Below are 22,338 nucleotides of genomic sequence, written 5' to 3'. Positions count from 1 at the left end.
TTAACACATACACTTGAATGCCAAAGAAATATTGATCATCCAGGTAGATTAATTATAAGGAAACAGACGACTATCTGGTGTAGCGGCTTCCTTTCGGAAATACCTTGTGGGTATCCGCCCAGGTTTGCCATTTATCGTTCAAATCTTTAACAACGTCCGGGTGAAGGTCAGCAACATTGTTTCTTTCCGTACGGTCAAGTTCCAGATCATAGAGCTCCCATTTTCCGGCGGGCAGGCGTTTTATACCTTTCCAGTTACCATGTCGCACGGCACAATTTTCTTCGTGTTCCCAGTACATATAATCATGGGTTTTGGTATCTCCTTTTGTAAAATCGGGTAACATACTTAAACCCTCAGAAGGGATGACAGTGCTGCCGTTAAACGAATCAGGATATTTTGCACCGGCAATGTCAATCAGTGTAGGTAAAAGATCAATAATATGATGAGGTGTAGTACTCCATTTTCCGGATTTCTCTTTGATACCATTTGGCCAGTATGCGATGAATGGTGCGGCAATACCTCCCTCGTAAGTGGAATTCTTCCATTTTTTAAAGGGTGCATTCGACGTGTTGGCCCAACCCGTTCCGTAAGAAACCAGCCAGAATTTACCCGGATCATTTACTTCCTCCTGTGCCTTGCCGCCAAGTTCCTGATACGGTTCCCCACAGGCTCCGTTGTCGGAGAGAAACACGATCAGGGTATTGTCGAGTTTGTTGTCTTTTTTTAAAGCAGCCAGTAACTTTCCAATATTTTGATCCATACGATAAACCTGGGCCGCGTAAACACTCATCCGGTAAGCAACATCCTTTTGTTCCGCTGCATTGAGTTCCTTCCACGGGCGCATTTCTTTTTGAGCAAGTCCCCACTCTGGTTTATTAAGGCCCATTGCGGTTTGTTTTCTCAACCTTTCATGTTTTACGGAATCCCAGCCAACAAGATATTTATCCTGAAATAAGGCTATGTCCTTTTCCTGTGCCTGCAATGGCCAGTGCGGAGCCGTATAAGCCAGATATAAAAAGAACGGTTTAGTATCCTTTTGTTCACTTATAAAACTGATGGCATTGTCGGTAAAAGCATTTGTCGTGTAGAAATCATCAGGAAAATCATACTGTGGATCGCTGTTGCCGGATGTTATTCCCCGCGGTGGAAAGGGTTTCAGATAACTCGAACCGCCTGAAAGTATTCCATAAAATTTATCAAAACCTCTCTGCAAAGGCCATTTCTCTTTTCCATGCATACCTACATGCCATTTGCCTGACATATATGTATGGTATCCGCCGGTTTTTAAAATTTCGGAAATAGTTACGGAATTTTTTGTGAGATAACCGCGGTATCCGTCCGTTCCTTCATCGTTGGCTTTCGGGTCCTCAGGGTCTTCCGACATACGGCCAATACCAGCCTGATGCGGAAACAATCCTGTTAGCAAACTTGCCCTTGTCGGACAGCACCTTGCATTATTATAAAACTGTGAAAACCTTAAACCTTTATTAGCCAGCATGTCAATATTTGGCGTCGGGATTTCACCTCCGTAACAACCAATATCAGAAAAACCCATGTCATCGGCCAGAATAACAATAATATTCGGGCGATCTGTTTTTCTGGTTTTAGAAGTTTGCTGTGCAGCAGTATTAAAATTTATTGTGGCCAGTAAGGTCAATATTAATACCAGGGTTCTCCATTTAAATATATTCATATCAGATGTTATCACGAATTCTTTTGTAATACTATCGGCCGTCGGCATTCGGCTATCAAACTGACGCACGGAAGGAGATTTTGGATGATGCCGATTATACGAATTATTCCCGAATGCTCCCAAATAAAAACCGTCCATTGAACAATTAAGGTCTTTTGAACACTTCAAGATAATACGGGCCGGTTGTTTTATTTCCATTCTCAAACCAAGACTCGATGTCATAATTCCCGGGCTTCAAATAGATATTTGTCAGGGAAACATGCTGCTCTTTTCCATCCGCTACCTTGCTTCTCTGAATTTGTCCAAGCCTGACCAGTGCTCTTGTACCTGCTGGAACCGGTTTAATGCTGATCAGTTTAAAATCGTAACTGCCTTCTGTTTTTACCTGCACCGTCCATGTTCCAAATGCACTTTCTCCTTCCCAGTCTTTTACTCCAACCCCGCCCAGATCCTGCCGGGTCAGTGTAACCGGATTTTCATATTTCGTCCCAACCGCTATTCTTCTCACACTTAAATGAGGGCTTTTTGAAATATCCGTAAAAACACTGTCGAGTTTCTGTTTCAGTTTATTAGCTAGAACCGGATTTTGCTCAACCAGGTTTTCCTTTTCAAAAGGATCCGATTTCAGGTTAAAAAGGCCAAATGAGCTGATATCTTCCGAAGCATTTACGGCTGCCAGTTTGAAATCTCCCTGATATATGGCAGCATTGCGGTAAGGTTCAGGCCAGCCACGGTTCCAGCTGTTGTAAAAAAGGCGTTCGTTAGTATTTTGTTTGCCCGATAACAGTTGTAAAACCGATTGCCCGTCGGTTTGTATTTCCTTAGGAAACGGAATTCCTGCCGCTTCCAGGATAGTTGGCATTATATCAACGTGGGCAACCAGGGCGTCTACTTCTTTATTTTCAGGTAACCCTGCACCGGAAATCAGAAATGGCACAAGAGTCCCTCCTTCATAAACGGAAGTTTTCAAACCCCTGAAACCGCCATTATACCGGAGCTGCTGATTTCCATTGTCTGTCAGAAATATCACAATGGTATTTTCTTCAAGTTTCCGGGTTTTCAGTTCTGTAAGTAACCTGCCGATATTATCATCAATATTCGTTACCATTCCATACACTTTACGTGCATTTTCCTTATCGGCCGTTGTCATTTCAGACCAGGGTTTGGCTGGGTCCTGATCAAAAGCAGAATCAAATTTTAGGTTTTTATACTGTTCTTCATATTTCCCGGGAAGCTGTAATGGAGTATGGGGGGCATTAAAAGAAAGATATAGGAAAAACGGGTTGCCGGAATTATCCCGAAGAAATTTAATGGCGGCATCCGTGAAAATATCTGAACAATAACCTTTGGGATAAACCAGTTTGTTGTTTTCAGAAAGCACTGAATTGAAATAGCTGCTATCCGGCCTGGTAAAGTTCGCAATATGATCGCCCGGCTGGCCTATCCCGCCGCCCCCATGTACCAAACTGTACTGAAATCCCTGGTCGGAAGCGCGGAACGGGTAATTGTCTCCAAGATGCCATTTTCCTGCGATACCTGTTTTATATCCATTTTTAGCCAGTATTTCAGCTATTGTGATTTCCTCGGCTGCCATAATAGCGCCATTGTTATAGGTATCGTGCACACCTGTCCGCTGGGCGTATCGTCCCGTAAGCAGGCTTGCCCTTGTAGGCGCACAAACCGGTGAATTGTGATAATTGGTTAACCGGACAGATCTGCCCGCGAGTTTATCAATGTTTGGTGTTTTTATGTATGGATTTCCGGTAAAGCCAAAATCCCCATAACCCTGATCGTCCGTCATGATCAGGATTATGTTGGGTTTTATTTTTTTATTTTGAGCCAAAACCGCAAAGGAACCCGTGAGGAAAACCAGGCTTAAAAGTATTTTTTTCATTCGTTTCGACGGGTCAGTTGTTTCCTTGTCTGCCTCGGCCTGCAACTGGTGCCTCCGGAGCGGGCCCGGATTGATTGGCGGGTTTGATTTTATCATAATCCACCACACCGGTTTTATCTGCCCATTTGTTATAATCTGCCGAAAGTTCATTAACCACCTCGGTGTGAGCCGCTGAAATATCCCTTGTTTCTCCCCTGTCTGTTTCCAGGTCGTATAATTCCCATTTGTATGATGGATAGGTAGATACAATTTTCCAGTTTCCTTTCCTCACTGCTCTGTTACCAGCTCTTTCCCAGAATATCGGCTCTCCCCTGCTTACCACATCTCCATTGCCTGTCAGGACAGGAAGCAGGCTTTTCCCGGCAAGTGGATTGGTGGTAACGCCTTTGAACTGTGACGGATATCCGGCACCTGCCAATTCGTAAAATGTGGGAGCAAGATCAATCAGGTGCCCGGTTCCTTTGACAATACTTCCTGCCTTGATCTTTTTGGGAAACCAGGCAATAAATGGTGCACTGATCCCTCCTTCGTGCATATTATTCTTATAACTGGTATGTGGTGTATTGGAAACATAAGCCCAGCTCTGTTCCTGATATCCGTATGACCCGGCGGTTCCCAAGGGCCCGGTATTGCGTGGGGGTTTTCTTCCTTTTGGCGTATATCCTCCCTGTGCACCATTATCAGAAATGAATACGATCAGTGTGTTTTCATCCTTTTTTAGTTCTTTCAGCTTATCAAGGAGACGACCAATATTCTGGTCAACGCGGTCGACCATGGCAGCATAAATTTCCATTTTTGCTTCCCATAACTTTTTTTCATCAAAACTGACATTCTCCCAAAGCGGAACTTCCGGATCGCGTTTGGCGATGGCTTGTTTCGGATCTGAAATACCCAAAGTTTTCTGCTGCACAATCCTCTGGCTGCGTAATGAATCCCAGCCAATACTGTACCTGCCTTTATATTTTGCAATATCTTCCGGTAATGCCTGCAATGGCCAGTGCGGTGCATTGTAAGCAACATACAGGAAAAACGGCTTACCGCTTTTATTCTGGTCATCCAGAAATTCGAGGGCATTGCTGGTTATTTCATTGGTCAGGTATTGCCCAGGTTTCAGATTGGTGCGGATATTATCCTTCACCAGTTCTACGGCAGGCCCTTTTCCGTATTCACCAAGATCGAAATAATTGCTGGCGCCGTTAATAAACCCATAAAAATGATCGAAACCGCGCTGGTTCGGCCATGCAATGCTGTCGTTACCAACATGCCATTTTCCGCTCATCAGTGTACTGTATCCGGCATTCCGTAAAACTTCTGCAAACGTCAGTGATTCTTTATTCAGGTATCCCTGATATGCAGGAAGCCCGAGATTGACATTGAAATAACCCACTCCTGCTTTGTGCTGATACTGGCCTGTAATCAGCGACGCACGTGTTGGTGCACAGATGGAATTGTTGTAAAATTCCCGGAATCGAATACCTTCAGTTGCCAGGGAATTGAGGTTAGGCGTTTGTATCTCAGAGCCAAACGGGCCAATATCCGAAAATCCCAGGTCATCTACCATGATCAGAATGATATTAGGCCTGGAATCTGCTTTTTTATTTTTTTGGGCAAACACTATACCTGCGCTATCCAAAAGCAGCAGGCAGATCAGCAATTTAAACTTCATTGGAAAGGGATAGATTTAGTCTTAAAATTTTGTGGAATTCAGCAATGTGTTTTTTGTTACCGGTTGGATGGTGGAAAAGCTGTCCGACCGGAGGTTCGGTCGGACAGCTTTTTCTCTGTCGGACGGATATTAGTAGTAAAAAACTAATATCACAAAGTTTGTCCGGCTATTACTTTTTCAATTTCAGCTTTGGAAACACCGCCTTTTTTCTCCCAGACAACCTCGTTATTTCTGTATAGTATTAGCGTTGGAAGACCTACGACACCTAGTTGTTTGACAAGATCCTTATTTTCGTATGCCTCGATCTTGATCACTTTTAAACTGCCTGCCTGTTCATTTTTAAGCGAATCAATAGTTGGATCCAGTTTTTTACAGCCCGGGCAATATCGTGATCCAAAGTCAACCAGCACAAGTTTGTCACTTTTCAGTGAAGCCAGGTAATCCTCTTTAGACAGCCCTTTTCCAACGGTTGAAATAACTGGTTTGCCCAAACCAATCCATTTGCTCAGGCCTCCCGGTACAACCGTTACGTCTTTGAAGCCATTATTTTTTAAATCCTTGGCCAGTATACTGCTACGGCCACTGCCTATGGAATAAATGAAAACAGGTTTATTCTTGTCGAGCCGGGCACTTTGCTTTTCGAGTTCCTCTTTGCTGATAATATTGAAATTAACCGCCCCTTCCAGATGATTCTGCGTAAACTCCTCCGGCAAACGCGCATCCAGAATCTGGGCATTTTTTCCTGCTGCTGCCAGCTTAGCTTCAAATTGCTCAAATGTCAGTAAATCTGGTTTTGGTGAATTTTGGGCAAACGAAAGATTTTGTAAAAACAGTGCGATCAGCACGAATCCACAAACTTTAAAATTTTTCATACTTTCTAAATATTAGGTTTATAGGTAATTAAAATGGAAATCATCAGGTATCAGACTTTGACCGTTATTCTGCGGCAAAACCTTCCGTTTTGAGTTGCTCTAATCCGCCCAGGTTATAATAACTCTTAAACCCCAGTGCCTTTAAAGAATCGAGTGCTTTACCGCTTCTGTTTCCAGACCGGCAGTAGAGATAAACGGGCTTTGTTTTGTTTAATTTGCTGATGGCAGCCCCAAAACCCGGACTGTTGTAATCAATATTACGGGTTTGTTTCAGGTGGCCCGACTGGTATTCCCGGGCAGTGCGGACGTCAATCAGGTAAGCTTTTCCTGATTTAACTTCATCCTGAATCGACGTAGCTGACTTTTCAGTATCGGCGATTTTTTTCTGTACCGGTTGGGCGTAAGCCGTGCTTAGTGCGCTAAAAAAAATAAATACTAAAATTATTTTCGTTTTCATTTTTCAGTTACAATGAATTAATATGATTTTTTTTGATCTGCCTGAATTCAATTCACTCTAATAAAATGCCTGTGCACAATAACACGTTACAGTATATACGCAAAACAATAAACCTGATTTTGGCTTCATTATTTCCGTCGCTAATGTTTAAAAATGACGGCTTAATGTTGAAAAAACTTTACCTGACAGACCAAAAAACTTGTTAGTCGGGCAGAAGCCATACGGAATAGTACAGGTAAAATCAGGTATCCTGACAAGGAGAATTTTTGAGAAAAGGAAATACGGAAGAATGAAGTATTTTCCGCATAGAAGTCTGGAAGTTAGCCACCTTGCTTTTTGTGCTAATCATTATTGCACCATGTAAAATCATCATCATGTTGATTAAAATTTGCCGAGTTACTATCCCTACCGGTGGCTGATAAGAAAAGCATTTACTCTATTAATTTGATAGACAAAGTAAAGTTATTAAAAATGCATATGCAAATTATTTTTTCATTTTTAAGCGGACAGGCTATGTTTGATGTGCATCGCTGAATTTGTTGCAATGAATAAAGATCCTGACAAGGCAACATCCTGTTTAAAGTGAACCAGCCGGCTCATAATCACTTTCATTGATCCAGCCAGCCTTAATCTTTTCTCCTTTTTGAAAACGATCATAATAATTTCTGACTTTGGGTTCCGCATAAAGATACTGGTCAAACAAATAACCCATGCCCGACTGCCGGGGATCTTTCTGCTGTTTTAATTCTTTATCCATCTGGCCGGACAGACTACTCTGTAATGATTTCAAATGTTGCTTACCCGCAAGATTTTGTACGCAGTAGGGGTCAGTTTTCAGATTATATAATTCTTCCACCGGCCTTTTACCAAAAGATAATTGCCAATAGGAATTCTTCCGGTTTTGGCGGCCAGCATTAAGGATTACTGTCTTGGCAGGACTGCCGTCCGTGTCCATATACCCCGTTTCCGGATTTGAGGACGGCCAGCGATCAGGCTGATAATTTTTCAGATACAAATAATTTCCTTTTATAATGGCCCGTACCGGATAACCCTGATCTGACGGCCGTCCTACATCGTTTCTTTCCTTTCCAAGCAGTACATGATCACGGTTTTTGACCCCGGACGATTTAAATACATCCGTCAGTGACTTACCCTCGATGGGCTGCATAGCATTTTCTTTTACGCCTGCTACTTCAAGAAAGGTAGGTGCAAAGTCGATAAAACTGATGTATTCCTCCACTTTCCTGCCAGGATTACTGATACCGTTTTTCCACATTATGGCCAAAGGCAAATGGTTTGAATATTCATACACATGACCCTTCGCTCTTGGAAATGCCATTCCGTTATCAGAAGTAACAACGATCAGTGTATTTTCAAGTTCATTGTGTTTTTCAAGCAGTGCAATTATTTTTCCGAGCTGTTTGTCAAAATATTCGATCTCAAAACCGTAATCCAGCATATCATTTCTGACCGTATCATTGTCTATCAGAAAAGCAGGAACTTCATCAATATTATCTAATTTTTTTCCACCGATCCCAGCACCTGAACCATACTCATAAGCACGGTGAGGTTCGTGGCCTCCATACCAAAAACAAAATGGTTTTCCGGCTTCACGATCGCTTAAAAAGCTTTCAAAATTGGATGCATAATCAATGTCGGAAATCGAAGATGTTGGCGGAGATAGTTTCTTTTCGTTAAAAACAGGGCCGGTTAGCAACCGCGGTTTTCCGTTAATTTCTCCTGCATTGCCTGGTGCCCATCCTTTTCCCGTGAATCCGGTCTTGTAACCGTTTTCAGCAAGTGTTTCAACAAAAGTTTGGAACCTTGCAGGAAAATAAGGCACATGATTTCCTGCTTCTTCCAATTGCCACGAATTTCTTCCTGTCAGAATGCAGGATCGTGAAGGTGAACATTTAGCATTGGGCGTGTAGGCATTACTGAAAAGCAAACCTTCATGAGCAATCCTGTCGAAAGCAGGGGTTTGTAACCACTTGCACCCATAAGCGCTCATATGCCTGAATGTGGCATCGTCAGCTATGCAAAAAAGTATATTCGGCCGTTTTGAGTTTGCACTTTTACTTTGAAAAGCAGTTGTTTTGGGCGGGTTCGGGTCACCCGGATTTACAACCGAATTTTTAATCCCCACACTGAGCGCTGCTAAAATCAGCAACACTATAACAGGGAAAAATTTATGAAGGAAAACTCGTTCCATGCTTATTTCAACAAAAAGGCTGTAAAATATATTGCATCGCGTAAATCCATTTTCTTTCCGGGGAGTCAAAATTTCTATTTTCCGAAAAGCAATAAATTTAAATAGTCTATAAAATAGATAGGCAAAGTAATGTATTAATCCTTAATTTGCAAAACAAATAAACAGGTTGCACGCAAAATTCAATAAACCGCTTGATTTTAATAACAATAGCAAATTTTCTTTTATAAAATAACTATGATTAAAAAATATCGGATTTTTAAAGTTTTAGTACTGGGGTTATCTCTTTTTTCACTAACAATTGTTGCGCAGGATCCGAGAAAGGACCGGCCTAATGTGGTTTATATTTATGCGGATGACCTTGGATACGGTGATCTGAGTGCTTACGGAGCCACAAAAATCAGTACCCCATCCGTAGACAGGCTGGCCAAAGAAGGCCTTCGCTTTACCAATGCACATACGACTTCCGGAACCTGTACGCCTTCCCGTTATGCCTTAATGACCGGACAATATCCATGGCGTAAAAAAGGAACGGGTATATTGCCAGGTGATGCTAACCTGATTATTCCAACCGACCATGCAACATTACCCTCTGTGTTTCAAAAAGCGGGTTATAAAACGGGCGCCGTCGGCAAATGGCATTTAGGACTTGGAGAAGAAGGCCAGAAAATAAATTGGAACGTGCCGATCACAAAAGGGCCGGATGCGGTTGGATTCGACTATTCATTTATATTCCCGGCTACCTCAGACCGTGTCCCCACCGTATTTATAGAAAATGAAAATGTGGTTGGTTTACAGGCCTCCGACCCTATTGAAGTAGATTACAAACAGAAAATCGGTGCAGAGCCAACGGGCAGCGAAAATCCTGAACTTTTAAAATTAAAGGCTTCTCCCAATCATGGGCACAACAATACAATAGTTAACGGAATCGGACGGATCGGTTATATGTCGGGAGGAAAACAGGCGCGCTGGACTGACGAGGAAGTAGCCCACGTTTTTGTTGACAAGGCAGAAAATTTTATTGAGCAACACCAGAAGGAGCCGTTCTTTTTATACTTTTCCCTGAACGACATTCACGTACCAAGGATGCCAAGTACTGAGTTTAAGGGTAAAAGCGGGCTCGGACTCCGAGGCGATGCTATTTTACAGCTTGACTGGACGGTAGGCAGGATTTTAAAAAAACTTGAAGTACTTGGATTGGACAAAAACACACTGGTTATTTTCACCAGTGACAACGGGCCGGTACTTGATGATGGTTACGAGGACGGTGCAGTTACACAGCTTAACGGACATAATCAGCTTGGTGTTTTACGCGGCGGGAAGGGAAGTGCATTTGAAGGTGGAACAAGGGTGCCATTTCTGGTTCGCTGGCCGGGTAAGGTCAAGCCAAATTCAGTATCAAATGCCCTGGTTTGCCAGATTGACCTGATTGCATCCTTTGCCGGGTTTTTCGGTCAAAAACTTCAGGCCGAAGATGGCGTGGACAGCCAGGATCTTTTTAACACTTTCTTAGGAAAATCACCCGCTGGCAGGCAGGTACTCATTCAGCAGGGCGGTGCATTTTCTCTTGTAAAGGATAACTGGAAATACATCGAACCTTCACAAGGGCAGAAAGTGGCCAAACTTACCGGTGTCGAAACGGGAAATGATACCGAAGTACAGTTGTATGATTTAAAAAATGATATCGGAGAAAAAAACAACCTTGCCGCTTCACATCCGCAAATTGTAACAGAACTTTCCGCGCTGCTTGCAAAAATAAGGCAGGACGGCAGAAGCCGGATGGTGGGGAAATAGGGTATTTTGTATTAAACGAATTCGGGAAATGCCAACAACGTGTGATTCAGAAATTACTAAAAAATCTAAAACGGGCCGTTCCACTTATTTTGAAACGGCCCGTTTTGAATTTCTTAACTGTTTACTGAAAAGCATACCTTAAACCGGCCTACCAGAGAGGCTGCTTCAATTTTATAAAATAGATGGTATTACGGTCCAAAGCTGCTGTGGCAGGTAAAATTTTTGCCATGTATGTTCCGGCACCCGTCACTCCAAAATCATCATCATTAGAGACCGCTATGGTGGTTGAGTTGATAATCGCCAGACCTTCCGCTTTATCGTGCGGATACAGCGTTGATATATCCGTCATCAGATCCGCCGCCAGTGTTTTGGTGACAGGCGTGATTCCATTGGACTGCAAAGTGGCAGCGTCTTTAAGTTGCTCTACTGTAAGGCCTCCAAATAACTTCCCTCCCACTCCGTTTGCAGGATCAGAAATATCCGTAGCACCCGAAATATCAATTTTGTATATTTTTTTGATAACCGTTGCTTTGTTTGCATTGGTAGCATATTCCCCGTCACGTTCTAAAACCAGGAAAGAAGTATTGCTGATTGCAGCGATTTCGCTGTTGGCCTGTAAATTGGCTTTATCTATCAGGTAAACATATTGCTTACTGCTTCCGCTTGCTATGTCATAAGCTAAAATGCGTGTTACAAGTGTACCGGCAATGGCTGCGGATGTAGGATTATATAAAGGAAACTGCATAATCCCTACCAGTGTTTTGCCATCAGGTGTAATCGCCAGTCCTTCCATACCGCGGTTCGGCCTTCTCAATGCAAATACTGCCGGTATTTTGCGCCCGCCCTTTCCTGTTCCAAACGGGTTGATTCTTTCGATTGTCTTTCCGCTTGCGTCAAAGTGCACCAGATGCGGCCCATATTCATCACTGATCCAGAAACTTCCGTCCGGGGCCATAGCCATGCCTTCACTGTCCAGTCCGTCAGAACTATTTGCAAGCGTATTTCCCATAGCATCCAGGGCCAGCTCTCCGCTAAAACCTTGTCCAACCGGGTTTGGCAGGCCATTTAAATTGACCCCGTTTTCATTTTTCAATAAAATCGTTTGTTCCAAAACCAATTCTTCTCCAACCAACCGGAATTTTCCGATTTGAGGTACAAAATCCGGCTTGGCAAATACTTTGGAGTTGGCAACTGTCCCGTCAATATTCGGGCCTCTGTCGGTGAGCAGGTAAAAAACTTTTTTGTCCGATGGATCCTGTACCAGGGCAGATCCAAATCCGCCGTTGTAAACCTTAACTCCATGCGCCTCAGTTAATACAACCGGATTTGAAGCCTGGGCTTTCTCCGGGAATTCATCAGTCGGTATGTCGTGGTCGGTGCAGCTGATAACGATGGATGCAGTGAAAACGAAGGAAGCGGCGAATAAATTGATTTTCATAGAAATTAAGCTGTTTTTTCAGCAAAATTACTCTTCCTTGTTTTACCGGAAAGTTAACACTTCGGGTCCAAAATGAAGTAAATATTAATTAATTCCAACACTTGGATTAATTAAAAGCCGGACAGGAATTCAGGCCATAAAGTACGAAATCTTGTCCATGAGCAAGAAAATAAAATTATCAGGATCATGGCTTTGCTTTAAAGAGAAATACTCCGCTCCCGAACTGAAATGATCATGAACATAGGTTTTGGCTTCACTTAATGTACTGAAATAATGCTCATCCTGATCAGCCTGATCAACGGATAAGTCACTGCACAAACGTTCTTCAATAAACGCGAGATCGCTATCGGGATTACTGTCGGTAACACATGAATCATAGACAGCGAAAATATGGCTGTTTAAGCTTATTTTATCTTTTGTGTTACCGGACGCTGAGTTGAGACATTGACCATAATGTAAACGGTTTAACAGACAAAAAAAACCAGGATGCAAGAGGCAGGGAAATTAATCACGATAAATTGGTGTCAGAATGAATACAAAGTTAAGGAACCAGCCCGAATTTAATACAAAATTAACATCAACTTTTTTTCCCCTGATGCAGTCAGGCACTCCCATATTGTTCTCCATACCTATTTCTTATTTTATCAGTATCAGTCAGACTTCCGTCCTTAACAGGCTGAACTGTCAGGATCATTAACTGTATTGAAAACAGGCATAAATTTTAAATATTATGATAAACAGCTATATCTTTTCAATTCCTTAATCGTGTAGTAATGTAGGTGCCGCATATTTGCAGGATGAGAACATTATGTACTGTACTGCTTTTGCTTGTCAGCTGGCTGTTATGGCTGGTACTGTCCCAATACTTTTTTTGTGCGCGTTTTCAGTTTCAGGATCCTGCCGCTTTTGAAGGAGATATCCTGTTCAATCCGTATGAATCCATTAAACCTGAAAGCTGGGTGAAATGCAATTTTCATGCACATGCCAAAGCATGGAACGGCATTACAAACGGACATGGTGATGCTGCTGATATTCACCAGGCCTATCAGTCATTAAGTTATGGAATCCATTGTGTTTCCAACTATCATCATATTGATTCCACCAACGCAGACAATGTAGGTTTTATCAGCGCGTATGAACATGGTTACAACATCAGTAAAACACATCAGCTGGTTCTGGGCAGTAATAAAGTGCAATGGCTTGACTATATATTACCTCAAACAATACATAATAAGCAGCATATACTTAAAAATCTGTATCACCCCGACGGCGTTGTTATCCTGAACCATCCCGAATTGCGTAACGGCTACACAAAGCAGGATTTTGAAAATCTGTCGAATTACGATTGTATGGAAGTTCTAAATCCATCCGTTATTTCTACAAACCAATGGGATGCCGCTTTGTCTGCTGGAAAAAAGGTATTTATTGTCGGAAATGATGATATACATAATGTAATTGCCAAAGACAGACTTGGCAAAATGTGCACTTTTGTAAACGTACCGGCACCTACCGGACGCAATGTCCTGCAAGCGCTCAAATCCGGCCAGAGCTATGGTGTTGTTATTGGTAACAAACAGAACCCTGATTCTATTCCGCACCTGAATTGTCTACAGGTAAACAAGACATCCGTAAGTGTGGAAATGGACCAGCCCGCCAGCGAAGTGACGGTAACCGGACAAAATGGAAAAGTGATTGCAAATTACAAGCAAACAAATAAAATTGATTTTCAGCTGAAAAGTACCGACCATTATGCACGTGCCACTTTCCGTTACGAAAATGGTACTATGGTATTCCTGAATCCAGTTTTCTTTACGTCCGGGTCGGGTTACCAGCAAACTACGGTATACGAAAACAGAAACGAAACAATGCTGTTCAGGACAATGGGTATTATTGTATTATGTGGCTGGCTGTTGTTTTTGTGGCAGCTGAATATGAATAGCGGGCAGCGTTCCGGAAGGCATAAATTTTCATTAAGATGACCGTTTCCACCAGCCAAAGCCATCAGTTCTCTGATCATATAAAGAGAAACAAACCTTACAGTTTTTACTTACAATGGCTGATTGTTATTACAACAGTTATCCGGTGTATCGTTGCCTGTTATGTAGAACTTGGCAACGACGAAGCGTACTATTTCACCTACGCAGTACAACCCGACTGGAACCATTTTGACCATCCTCCGATGGTTGGGTTATTTATCCGGCTTTTCACACTGAACCTTCACTGGATCAACGATTTGGCGGTACGACTTCCGGCCATTTTAGGTGCTGCATTAAACACCTGGCTAATAGCCCGTTGCGGTTTGGTGGTAAAAAACGAAAGGACGGGTTTTATTGCAGCCGTATTATACAACACGTCCATTTACACGAGCATCATAGCCGGTTTATTTATCCTTCCCGACTCTGTTCAACTGGTTTTTTGGCTGGCTGCATTGTATCATATGTTAAGACTGAGCACGGTCAGTAACCAGGCCCTTCAAAATAAACAAATTTTAATGCTCGGCGTCTGGATCGGACTGGCCATAATGTGTAAAGTTCATGGTATTTTTCTCTGGTCTGGATTCCTGGGTTATATCCTTTTTTATAAAAGAAGTTTGCTTAAAAACCCCTGTTTATATGTTTCCCTGTTGCTGACGTTTTTAATTATTTCCCCTATTCTTATCTGGAATTTCCAAAATGAATTTATCAGCTGGCGTTTTCATAGTGAACGGGTTGAAGTAAAAAATGGCATTAACCTGGCTTTATTTTTAACCACTACCCTGGGGCAGATCGCTTACAACAACCCTGTTAATGTTTGTATTTTTTTAATCACGCTGGCCGCCATTAAAAAATGGAAATATCTGATCCATTCACATGTGCTTCAGATATTACTTTGGTGCAGTTTGCCAATAATTTTCTGCACTGTGCTCGTTTCCATTTTTCGTTTTACCCTCCCTCATTGGAGCGGGCCGGGTTTCCTGGGCCTGATGCTCCTTTCAGCTGCATATATTGACTTTCGTATGAAATCCGGAACCAATCTTTACACCAGGCTTCTGAAAATTTCCGCGACTCTGATAGCAGTTGTGATAGTTGCAGGGACTTTACTTGTTAATTTTTACCCGGGCACACTTAGTACCAGACCGTGGCCAAAAACAGGTTCAGGGGACTTTACTTTGGATATATCCGGATGGGAAGGACTTTCGGACGAATTCAAGAAACTAAGGCTGAACGATATAAAAACCGGCCGGATGTCTGCTGAAACACCCATTGTTACGCACAAATGGTTTCCCGGTGGTCATTTATTGTATTACGTAGCCTATCCTTTAAAAATGCGTTTTACCGGTATCGGCCAGCTCAACGAGTTACATAAATTTGTTTGGCTGAATGTCATATACGGAAGCCCTGCCATAGGTTCGAACGCCTATTTTATTACCTCGTCTGATGATTTTGCCGACCCCAACATCCTTTATGGTAAAATTTTTCAAATTATTGAAAAACCATACAGGACACCACAAATCAGAAATGGCAACGTTGCCAGGTACTGGTACGTTTACAGGTTAAAGAATTTTACAAAAAAATAATGACTTGGATAATATGAAAAAAGTCAAGGTAGCCTTTTTTGCAGAAATTCTGATTGAAGATTTTGACGGTGCCTCGCGGACTATGTTCCAGATCATCAGGCGTATACCCAACCACCAATTTGAGTTTCTGTTTGTTTGCGGTAACGGGCCGTCGCAGCTGTTTGGCTTTGATTGCCTGCTTGTGCCTTCGATCACTTTGCCCGTTAATAATAGTTATACAATGGCCCTGCCCTTTCTGGCAGAATCACAACTGGAACAAAAACTGACAGCATTTGCTCCTGATATTATCCATATTGCAACACCTTCCCCGCTTGGCATCTTTGCACTTAACTTTGCAAGGCAAAACCAGTTACCTGTATTAACCATTTACCATACGCATTTTATTGCTTATCTGGATTATTATCTCAGCAAGGCCGAATTCCTGATCAGTTTTGCCAAAGCAAGAGTGGCGGCCTCTCAAAGGAATTTCTATAATTTCTGTGATGTGATCTATGTACCTTCTGAAAGTATTATTATTGAAATGGAGAAAATGGGTATACAGCGAAACAGGATGAAAATATGGAAACGCGGAATAGATACAACGTTATTTTCTCCTCAAAAACGGAATGTTAAATCTATACGGCTCTTAACGGGCAACGACGGGACCAACATACTGTTTGCAAGCCGGCTCGTTTGGGAAAAGAACCTGGAAACGCTGATCAGTATCTACGATTACTGCGAAAGCAAAAATCTGGGCTACAATTTTATCATCGCCGGCGATGGCCCGGCCGGTAAATCCTGCAGGCAGCGCATGAAAAACGCCATTTTTACGGGTAAGCTTACGCATGATAAACTCGCTGAATTATATGCCTCTGCCGATATATTTCTTTTTACATCGGTTTCAGAGACCTACGGCAATGTGGTTTTGGAAGCTATGGCTTCCGGACTGCCCTGTGTAATTGCAGATGGCGGCGGTTCAGCAGATTTTATAATCCAGGGGGTAAATGGTTTCAAATGCCAGCCGGAGAATTACGTGGAGTATACAGACAAGATCGAAGCATTGGTTCAGAATGAGGATTTAAAAACAATGATTTCTGAAAACGGGAGGCAGTACAGTCTGGGATTTGACTGGGATAAGTTAACGGATGTATATTTTGAGGAACTCGAAAATTTAGCAGGCGTCCTTCATACTTAATGAGCAAAAGCATGGAAAGCCGGCTTAAAATTTTAAAAATCATCATTGCTATTGCTGTTCTTTTATCCTTCGGCCTTCTTCTCAGGGCAACCGATATGCATAAAGTCATCCTATCCGTTCAGCGGGTTGGATTTGGTTTTCTGTTTCTTTTGATTCTGACTTTTACCGCCTATTATTTGGCCGCCGTTGGCTGGAAATACTGCATTGGAAAACAGGCTGTGAACCTGAAAACCACGGATCTTTTTTTGATCAGGCACATTGGAGAGATGGTCAGCCTTGTCAACCCCGCGAGCGTAATTGGCGGAGAAGCGGTTAAAGTTTACATGCTTCAAAAAAAGGGAATTGATAAAACAAATATCATTACCTCCGTACTGGTTTCAAGAGTTATGATGGCCATCACACAGGTCCTGCTCTTTTTTGTTTCACTGGCGTTTGTATTCTTTTCCGGAAAAAAATCATTGCCCATTCCAAAGCATTGGTTGGCAACACCGTTGTTTGTCGTGATCCTTCTCAGCATCCTGACTGTCGTTCTTTTAAAAAATAATTACCTCAAACAAGCAGTACAGCAAACAAAAGTGTATCAATTGATAAAAAGGAAATTACCCAACTGGAAAATCAAACAGGTATTGACCGGGTTTAAGTACTTTTTTAAAACAAATGGGAAAGGGCTTTTCTTTTGCACGCTGTTCTTTTCGCTGCACTGGATAATCGGTTCCCTGGAAATTTATTTCATTTTACTGTTCCTTGGTGTCAAGGCCAGTATAATCCCGATTCTTCTGGTAGATATGGGAATTGTACTTTTTAAAACGGCCGGTGTATTCATACCAGGCCAAATCGGGATTGAAGAGATCGGAAATAAGATTATGCTCGGATTGATTGGAATTCCTGATACGGATATCTGGGTAACAGTTTCGATTTTAAGGCGTTCAAGGCAGCTTTTCTGGATTGCTTTCGGGCTTGCAGCTTATCTGATCATTTATAAAAAGGAAAAAGTTACAATCCCTCAGTGATGGAAATATTATTTGTAAGCCATAAATATCCTCCATCAGTTGGCGGTATGGAAAAGCAAAGTTTTGAGCTGATTAACGGGATGAAACCTTTTGCAACCGTTCATTCTATTGTTTGCAGCAGCGGACAGAATAAGTTACTTTTCTTTCTGGTTCTGGAAAAAAGGATCCTGGATACTTTACGAAAATTTCCGGCCATTTCGGTTATCCATTTCAATGATGCACTGATAGCTTCATTTTGCCTGACACACACATCTTATAATCATCTTTTTACCGCAGTCACTGTACATGGGCTGGATGTAGTATTTCCAGTTCGTATTTACCAAAAATTTGTACTGCCCGCATTCAACCGATTCAACCTGGTCATTGCAGTAAGCCAGGCTACAGCATCAGCTTGTACAGATCGTGGAATTGCCCCGCAGAAACTGGTCGTAATCAATAACGGTGTAGATCATTCACTGTTAGACACTGAGGCTGATAAAGATTTTTTTGAATCATTTTCAGCTGGTTATGGAATCAGTCTTAAAGGTAAAACTGTATTGACAGTAATGGGAAGGCCGGTAAAGCGCAAAGGTTTCTCATGGTTTATAGAAAATGTCCTGCCGCGGCTGGAAGGCGATTTTATTATTCTGGTTATTGGCCCATTTAACAAAAAAAGATTATTCAGCGACCGCCTTTTCAGTAGTATTCCGGGTGTTGTCCGCAATAAGCTGGAACTTTTGCTGGGATATCCTACGGACGAAAACCAGGTACGCAGACTGCTTTCAGAAAAACGGTTTAATGAAAAGGCTATCCATCTGGGAAAACTTTCAAACAAGCATCTCAAACAGGTTCTCGTGCGTACGGACGCTTTTTTGATGCCAAATATTTTGGTAAAAGGTGATATGGAAGGTTTCGGGCTCGTATGTCTGGAGGCCAGCTTATGCGGCGCCTGGGTATTTGCTTCCGGGATTGACGGACTGACAGACGCTGTTCATCCTGGTAAAAACGGCACCTTGATTCCTGCTGAAAATATATCCGGTTGGGTATCAGCTTTGAATAATTTTATCAGCGGGCCAGCCAATTTTCATAGTTTGCGAAATTCCGGAAAGTCTTATACAAAAAACAATTTTGGATGGGAAAAGATGGTAAAGTCTTATCTGAATGTTTTCAGGGAGCAGCTGCCGGATTAATTAAGGAAAGTTTTTATGCTGATCCGGAAAGAAAAAAACGGCCATATCGTGATCCACGATCACAAAAAAGGTGTGAATTATATGAACCGGATCTGGCCTGATTGTAATTTTATCAATGCAAAAGTGAAAATCAAAACAAGCGATTAAATGCTCCTTAACATGAAAGCAATTACAACATCATCTGCACTTGCAAAACAAAAGTCTCACCTTTTAACTCAAATTAAAAATGGCGGCCATTGCTGGCCGCCTGGCAATCTGCAACAAAGAAATGGGCGCATCAAGTGCAATTACTTCTTTGAGATATCTTCAGGATCAATCTAAGACAGGTAAGACCTGCTTTTGCGCTGCAATCATCTTTTAGTAAATGGACATAGCAAGTTAAGTTAACCTGCTGCGGGCCTGTGAGCTCCCGTTTTCCGGAATCCGGATCCGATAAAAGTATGATTGAGATTACACAGACAAGATAAATCAAAAACAGACATAAAAACGCTTGGTTACACAATGATAATATTGGGATTCAAACTACCAGGAATTCGCGAAGCTATCATTGATTGAAATCGCCTTTCTGCTGCCTTCAATTATTCCAAAGTTTTTAAAGTTTAAGAAAACCCTTCATTGCGAGACGTGAAACCATTATGTATTATCCTGAAAAAAAGAGCGTTTATGCGATGCACGCGGCCATGGTTTATCTTAGGCGTTATCTAAAACATGGTTTTACATAAGCCAAACCCAACCTTATTCACTGCGTAAACTCCTGACAGGATTCATCAAAGCTGCCTTGACACTTTGAAAACTTATGGTGATCAGGGCAATTCCAATCGCTAACCCACCGGCTACTAAAAATGTCCACCAACTGATATCCGTTTTATAAGCGAAGTCCTGTAACCACCAGGTCATAGCGTACCAGGCAAGTGGGGAAGCTACAATAATTGCCAGGCCCACTGGCTTAAGAAAATCCCTGGATAGCAGCATGACAACACTGCCAACGCTGGCTCCGAGTACTTTTCGGATACCAATTTCCTTAGTGCGATTTTTAGCCGTGAACATAGCCAGACCCAAAAGACCCAAACAGGCAATACTAATCGCTACCAGTGCGAACCAGCTAAACAGAGAGGCTACCCGTTCATCAGATTCGTACTGTCGCTGAAAATGATCATCCAGAAAAAAGAACTCAAATGCATTGCCGGGAAACGCTTCGAGATAGGTCTTTTGCAACGTACTTATCGATTGCCTTACATTATTGTTTCGTAACGTTATCGTCAGAAAGCTGCTATTCCAGGGAATATGTTGAAAAATAATGGGACGGTTTGCCGTTTTCAGGGATTGCTGATGAAAATCATTCACGACGCCAATAATCTTTTTAGGTAGTACGTTGCCAATTTCCTGATTGATTGCCTGTTCCGCGGTTGCGAACCTAAAAGCCTTTAACGCGCTTTTGTTGATGATAACCACGTCGTTATCAAGTATTAACTCTTTGCTGAAGTTTCGCCCCGCCAACAACCTGATTTTATAGGCCGGAATAAAATCTTCGTCAACAGCCAGCATACTGCACAGTTTATAACCGGCGGCAGCCTCATGGAACCGTTGCCATTCGTCTGTCCAGAAAATTTCCTGCCCCGGAACTTCGGAAGAAGCCGCCACCTGCAGGACACCGGTATTCGCTAACATCTGATCCTTAAAAAAGCGAATGTCATTGGTAAAGCTGTCCGTACGTAACACTTTGGGGGCTTTAATAATAAGCTTCTGGTCGATGTTCATTCCTAAATCCTGCTGCTGCATGAAAGTAAGCTGCCGGTTAATAACCAATGTGGCAATGATCAGGAAAATCGAAACGGTAAACTGAAACACTACCAAGGCCCTGCGAAAAGATTCACCCCCTGTTTTTTTAGGCAAATACCCTTTTAAAATGGCAATTGGTTTGAACGAGGAAAGGATAAACGCGGGATAAAATCCGGAAAGAAAGAACCCCAGACAAACTACCGTTAAGCATACGATCCAAAATTTGGGCTCCTGAAGCATTGAAAAGCCATTGGTACCCTGAATCCGGTCATTAAAGATCGTCTGCACAAGTAAAAAAAGACCAATGCCAATTACTACGGCTAACAGATTAAAACCCACGGATTCAACAAAAAACTGCTGGATCAATTGTCCTTTTTCAGAACCCATTGCTTTTCGAACTCCTACCTCTTTTGCCCTTTCAATACCTCTCGCAGTGGCCAGGTTGATATAATTAAGCCAGCCAATGGCCAGAATCAGGAAAGCAACCAGGATAAGTACATACATGATACCAATTTTTCCGTTTGCTTCAACCTCCGTGGCCGTTTGGGAATAGAGGTGAATTGCAGTGAGAGGTTGTAAAACAAAAGTTTGCCGGACCTTGTATTTCTTCTGTTGTTTGCCAATATGCTTTTCGATAATACCGGACAGCCGGCCCTGTAACGCTTTGTGCGAAGTGCCTGGTTTGAGGAGCAGATATGTATAGAAATTGGTCCAGTACCAGCCTCCCGTGGCAAACTGTTGATTTTTAAGCAGATTACGGATGGAAAAAACAAAATCGAAATGGATATGACTGTTTGCCGGGATATCAGCAAATATGCCTTCCACCACGAAGTCACCCCCCTGCCAATCTGTACTTAAACGAAGCGTTTTGCCCATCGGATTTTGCCGGCCAAAATATTTATGTGCCATCGTTTCAGAAATTACAACCGACTCAGGCCGTCGTAACACCTGGCTGGCAGAACCTTTCAGCAAGGGGAATGAAAATATATTGAATAAAGATGAGTCAGCATAAAATGCCTTTTTTTCATAATAACTGACCACTTCACCCGTTGGTTTCCGGTAACTGATCATACCATCTGCCCGGTGCAGCCGAACGAAATTTTCGACCTCAGGAAACGCTTCTTTCAGGGCCGGAGCTTCGGCGTGATAGCTGATTACACTGCTATTCGTCAGAACACCCTGCTTGTAATCATCGAGCCGGATACGATAGATATTTTCTGCCTTGGTATGGAATTCATCATAACTAAACTCAGAGAATACGTACCGGGTGATTAAAAGAAAAGCAGCTATACCAGAAGCTAACCCAAATATCATGATGAACGAAATCGATTTATCCTTTAGCAGATTACGCCAGGCAATTTTGATGTAATTCCGTATCATGGCCAACGTGAATTTATGATCAGATAATTAGATAAAGTCCTATCCCGGTTATTACGGGCTAAATGTATAACTTATTTATTAGTTTAAAAACTAATAAATAAGTTATACTATATAATATCTGTCCTTCCCGATTTATACCTGTTTCCATTCTTTGAATTAATCCTGTACAATGGCCGGGATAAGTTGCGGACGAAAGAACGGCCCACTACTGTAACTCTGGCAAGAACATAATCCGAAAGTGTGAACA

The 22,338-nt window shown here is 42.3% G+C and carries 16 protein-coding genes; 7 read left to right on the top strand and 9 right to left on the bottom strand.

Annotated features, from left to right (window positions below; genetic code table 11):
- Positions 1 to 70 precede the first annotated feature (70 nt).
- The 6 genes from KZC02_RS26705 to KZC02_RS26680 all read right to left on the bottom strand — a co-directional run bounded on the left by KZC02_RS26705 (position 71) and on the right by KZC02_RS26680 (position 8,794).
- Positions 71 to 1,831, bottom strand: coding sequence for an arylsulfatase (locus KZC02_RS26705; RefSeq protein WP_229253826.1), 1,761 nt, complete (start codon positions 1,829 to 1,831; stop codon positions 71 to 73).
- A 7-nt stretch (positions 1,832 to 1,838) separates the two neighbouring features.
- A complete protein-coding gene (locus KZC02_RS26700; protein WP_221391453.1) occupies positions 1,839 to 3,683 on the bottom strand; it encodes an arylsulfatase in 1,845 nt (614 codons plus the stop codon).
- A complete protein-coding gene (locus KZC02_RS26695) occupies positions 3,601 to 5,253 on the bottom strand; it encodes an arylsulfatase (protein WP_221391452.1) in 1,653 nt (550 codons plus the stop codon). The genes KZC02_RS26700 and KZC02_RS26695 overlap by 83 nt, the downstream gene beginning before the upstream one ends.
- A gap of 149 nt (positions 5,254 to 5,402) precedes the next feature.
- Complete coding sequence (locus tag KZC02_RS26690; protein ID WP_221391451.1) at positions 5,403 to 6,125, bottom strand: thioredoxin domain-containing protein; 723 nt, start codon at positions 6,123 to 6,125, stop codon at positions 5,403 to 5,405.
- Positions 6,126 to 6,189: 64 nt separating this feature from the next.
- Positions 6,190 to 6,582 carry a rhodanese-like domain-containing protein gene (locus tag KZC02_RS26685; protein ID WP_221391450.1) on the bottom strand — a complete coding sequence of 131 codons (393 nt, stop codon included), beginning with the start codon at positions 6,580 to 6,582 and terminating at the stop codon, positions 6,190 to 6,192.
- 577 nt (positions 6,583 to 7,159) lie between these two features.
- Positions 7,160 to 8,794, bottom strand: coding sequence for a sulfatase (locus KZC02_RS26680; RefSeq protein WP_221391449.1), 1,635 nt, complete (start codon positions 8,792 to 8,794; stop codon positions 7,160 to 7,162).
- 234 nt (positions 8,795 to 9,028) lie between these two features.
- On the opposite strand from KZC02_RS26680, the gene KZC02_RS26675 reads away from it, so the two are divergent.
- Positions 9,029 to 10,585: an arylsulfatase gene (locus tag KZC02_RS26675; protein ID WP_221391448.1), complete on the top strand. Its 1,557-nt coding sequence runs from the start codon at positions 9,029 to 9,031 to the stop codon at positions 10,583 to 10,585.
- A 148-nt stretch (positions 10,586 to 10,733) separates the two neighbouring features.
- Here KZC02_RS26675 and KZC02_RS26670 read toward each other — a convergent pair whose 3' ends face one another.
- Positions 10,734 to 12,023: an esterase-like activity of phytase family protein gene (locus KZC02_RS26670; protein WP_221391447.1), complete on the bottom strand. Its 1,290-nt coding sequence runs from the start codon at positions 12,021 to 12,023 to the stop codon at positions 10,734 to 10,736.
- Positions 12,024 to 12,152: 129 nt separating this feature from the next.
- Entirely contained in the window at positions 12,153 to 12,515 is a 363-nt protein-coding gene (locus KZC02_RS26665; protein WP_221391446.1) for a hypothetical protein, read from the bottom strand.
- Positions 12,516 to 12,820: 305 nt separating this feature from the next.
- Here KZC02_RS26665 and KZC02_RS26660 point away from each other — a divergent pair, with 305 nt between their 5' ends.
- From KZC02_RS26660 to KZC02_RS32670, 6 genes are read left to right on the top strand one after another with little or no spacing between them, the layout of a single operon-like run.
- Complete coding sequence (locus tag KZC02_RS26660) at positions 12,821 to 14,002, top strand: hypothetical protein (RefSeq protein WP_221391445.1); 1,182 nt, start codon at positions 12,821 to 12,823, stop codon at positions 14,000 to 14,002.
- On the top strand, positions 13,999 to 15,579 hold the full coding sequence (locus KZC02_RS26655; RefSeq protein WP_221391444.1) for a glycosyltransferase family 39 protein: 1,581 nt from the start codon (positions 13,999 to 14,001) through the stop codon (positions 15,577 to 15,579). The genes KZC02_RS26660 and KZC02_RS26655 overlap by 4 nt, the downstream gene beginning before the upstream one ends.
- Positions 15,580 to 15,592: 13 nt before the next feature.
- Positions 15,593 to 16,753, top strand: a complete 1,161-nt coding sequence (locus KZC02_RS26650; RefSeq protein WP_221391443.1) for a glycosyltransferase family 1 protein — start codon at positions 15,593 to 15,595, stop codon at positions 16,751 to 16,753.
- Between the two features lie 11 nt (positions 16,754 to 16,764).
- On the top strand, positions 16,765 to 17,763 hold the full coding sequence (locus KZC02_RS26645) for a lysylphosphatidylglycerol synthase transmembrane domain-containing protein (protein ID WP_221391442.1): 999 nt from the start codon (positions 16,765 to 16,767) through the stop codon (positions 17,761 to 17,763).
- Positions 17,763 to 18,932: a glycosyltransferase family 4 protein gene (locus tag KZC02_RS26640; RefSeq protein ID WP_221391441.1), complete on the top strand. Its 1,170-nt coding sequence runs from the start codon at positions 17,763 to 17,765 to the stop codon at positions 18,930 to 18,932. Before KZC02_RS26645 ends, KZC02_RS26640 begins: the two co-directional genes overlap by 1 nt.
- Positions 18,933 to 18,947: 15 nt before the next feature.
- Positions 18,948 to 19,079, top strand: a complete 132-nt coding sequence (locus KZC02_RS32670) for a hypothetical protein (RefSeq protein ID WP_255637052.1) — start codon at positions 18,948 to 18,950, stop codon at positions 19,077 to 19,079.
- A gap of 588 nt (positions 19,080 to 19,667) precedes the next feature.
- Here the strand turns inward: KZC02_RS32670 and KZC02_RS26635 are convergent.
- Complete coding sequence (locus tag KZC02_RS26635) at positions 19,668 to 22,091, bottom strand: ABC transporter permease (RefSeq protein ID WP_221391440.1); 2,424 nt, start codon at positions 22,089 to 22,091, stop codon at positions 19,668 to 19,670.
- Between the last annotated feature and the right edge of the window lie 247 nt (positions 22,092 to 22,338).

This window comes from Dyadobacter sp. NIV53 (assembly GCF_019711195.1).
Taxonomy (GTDB): domain Bacteria; phylum Bacteroidota; class Bacteroidia; order Cytophagales; family Spirosomataceae; genus Dyadobacter.
Note: the sequence above shows the minus strand (reverse complement) of the source record. Positions and strands in the feature narration are given on the sequence as shown.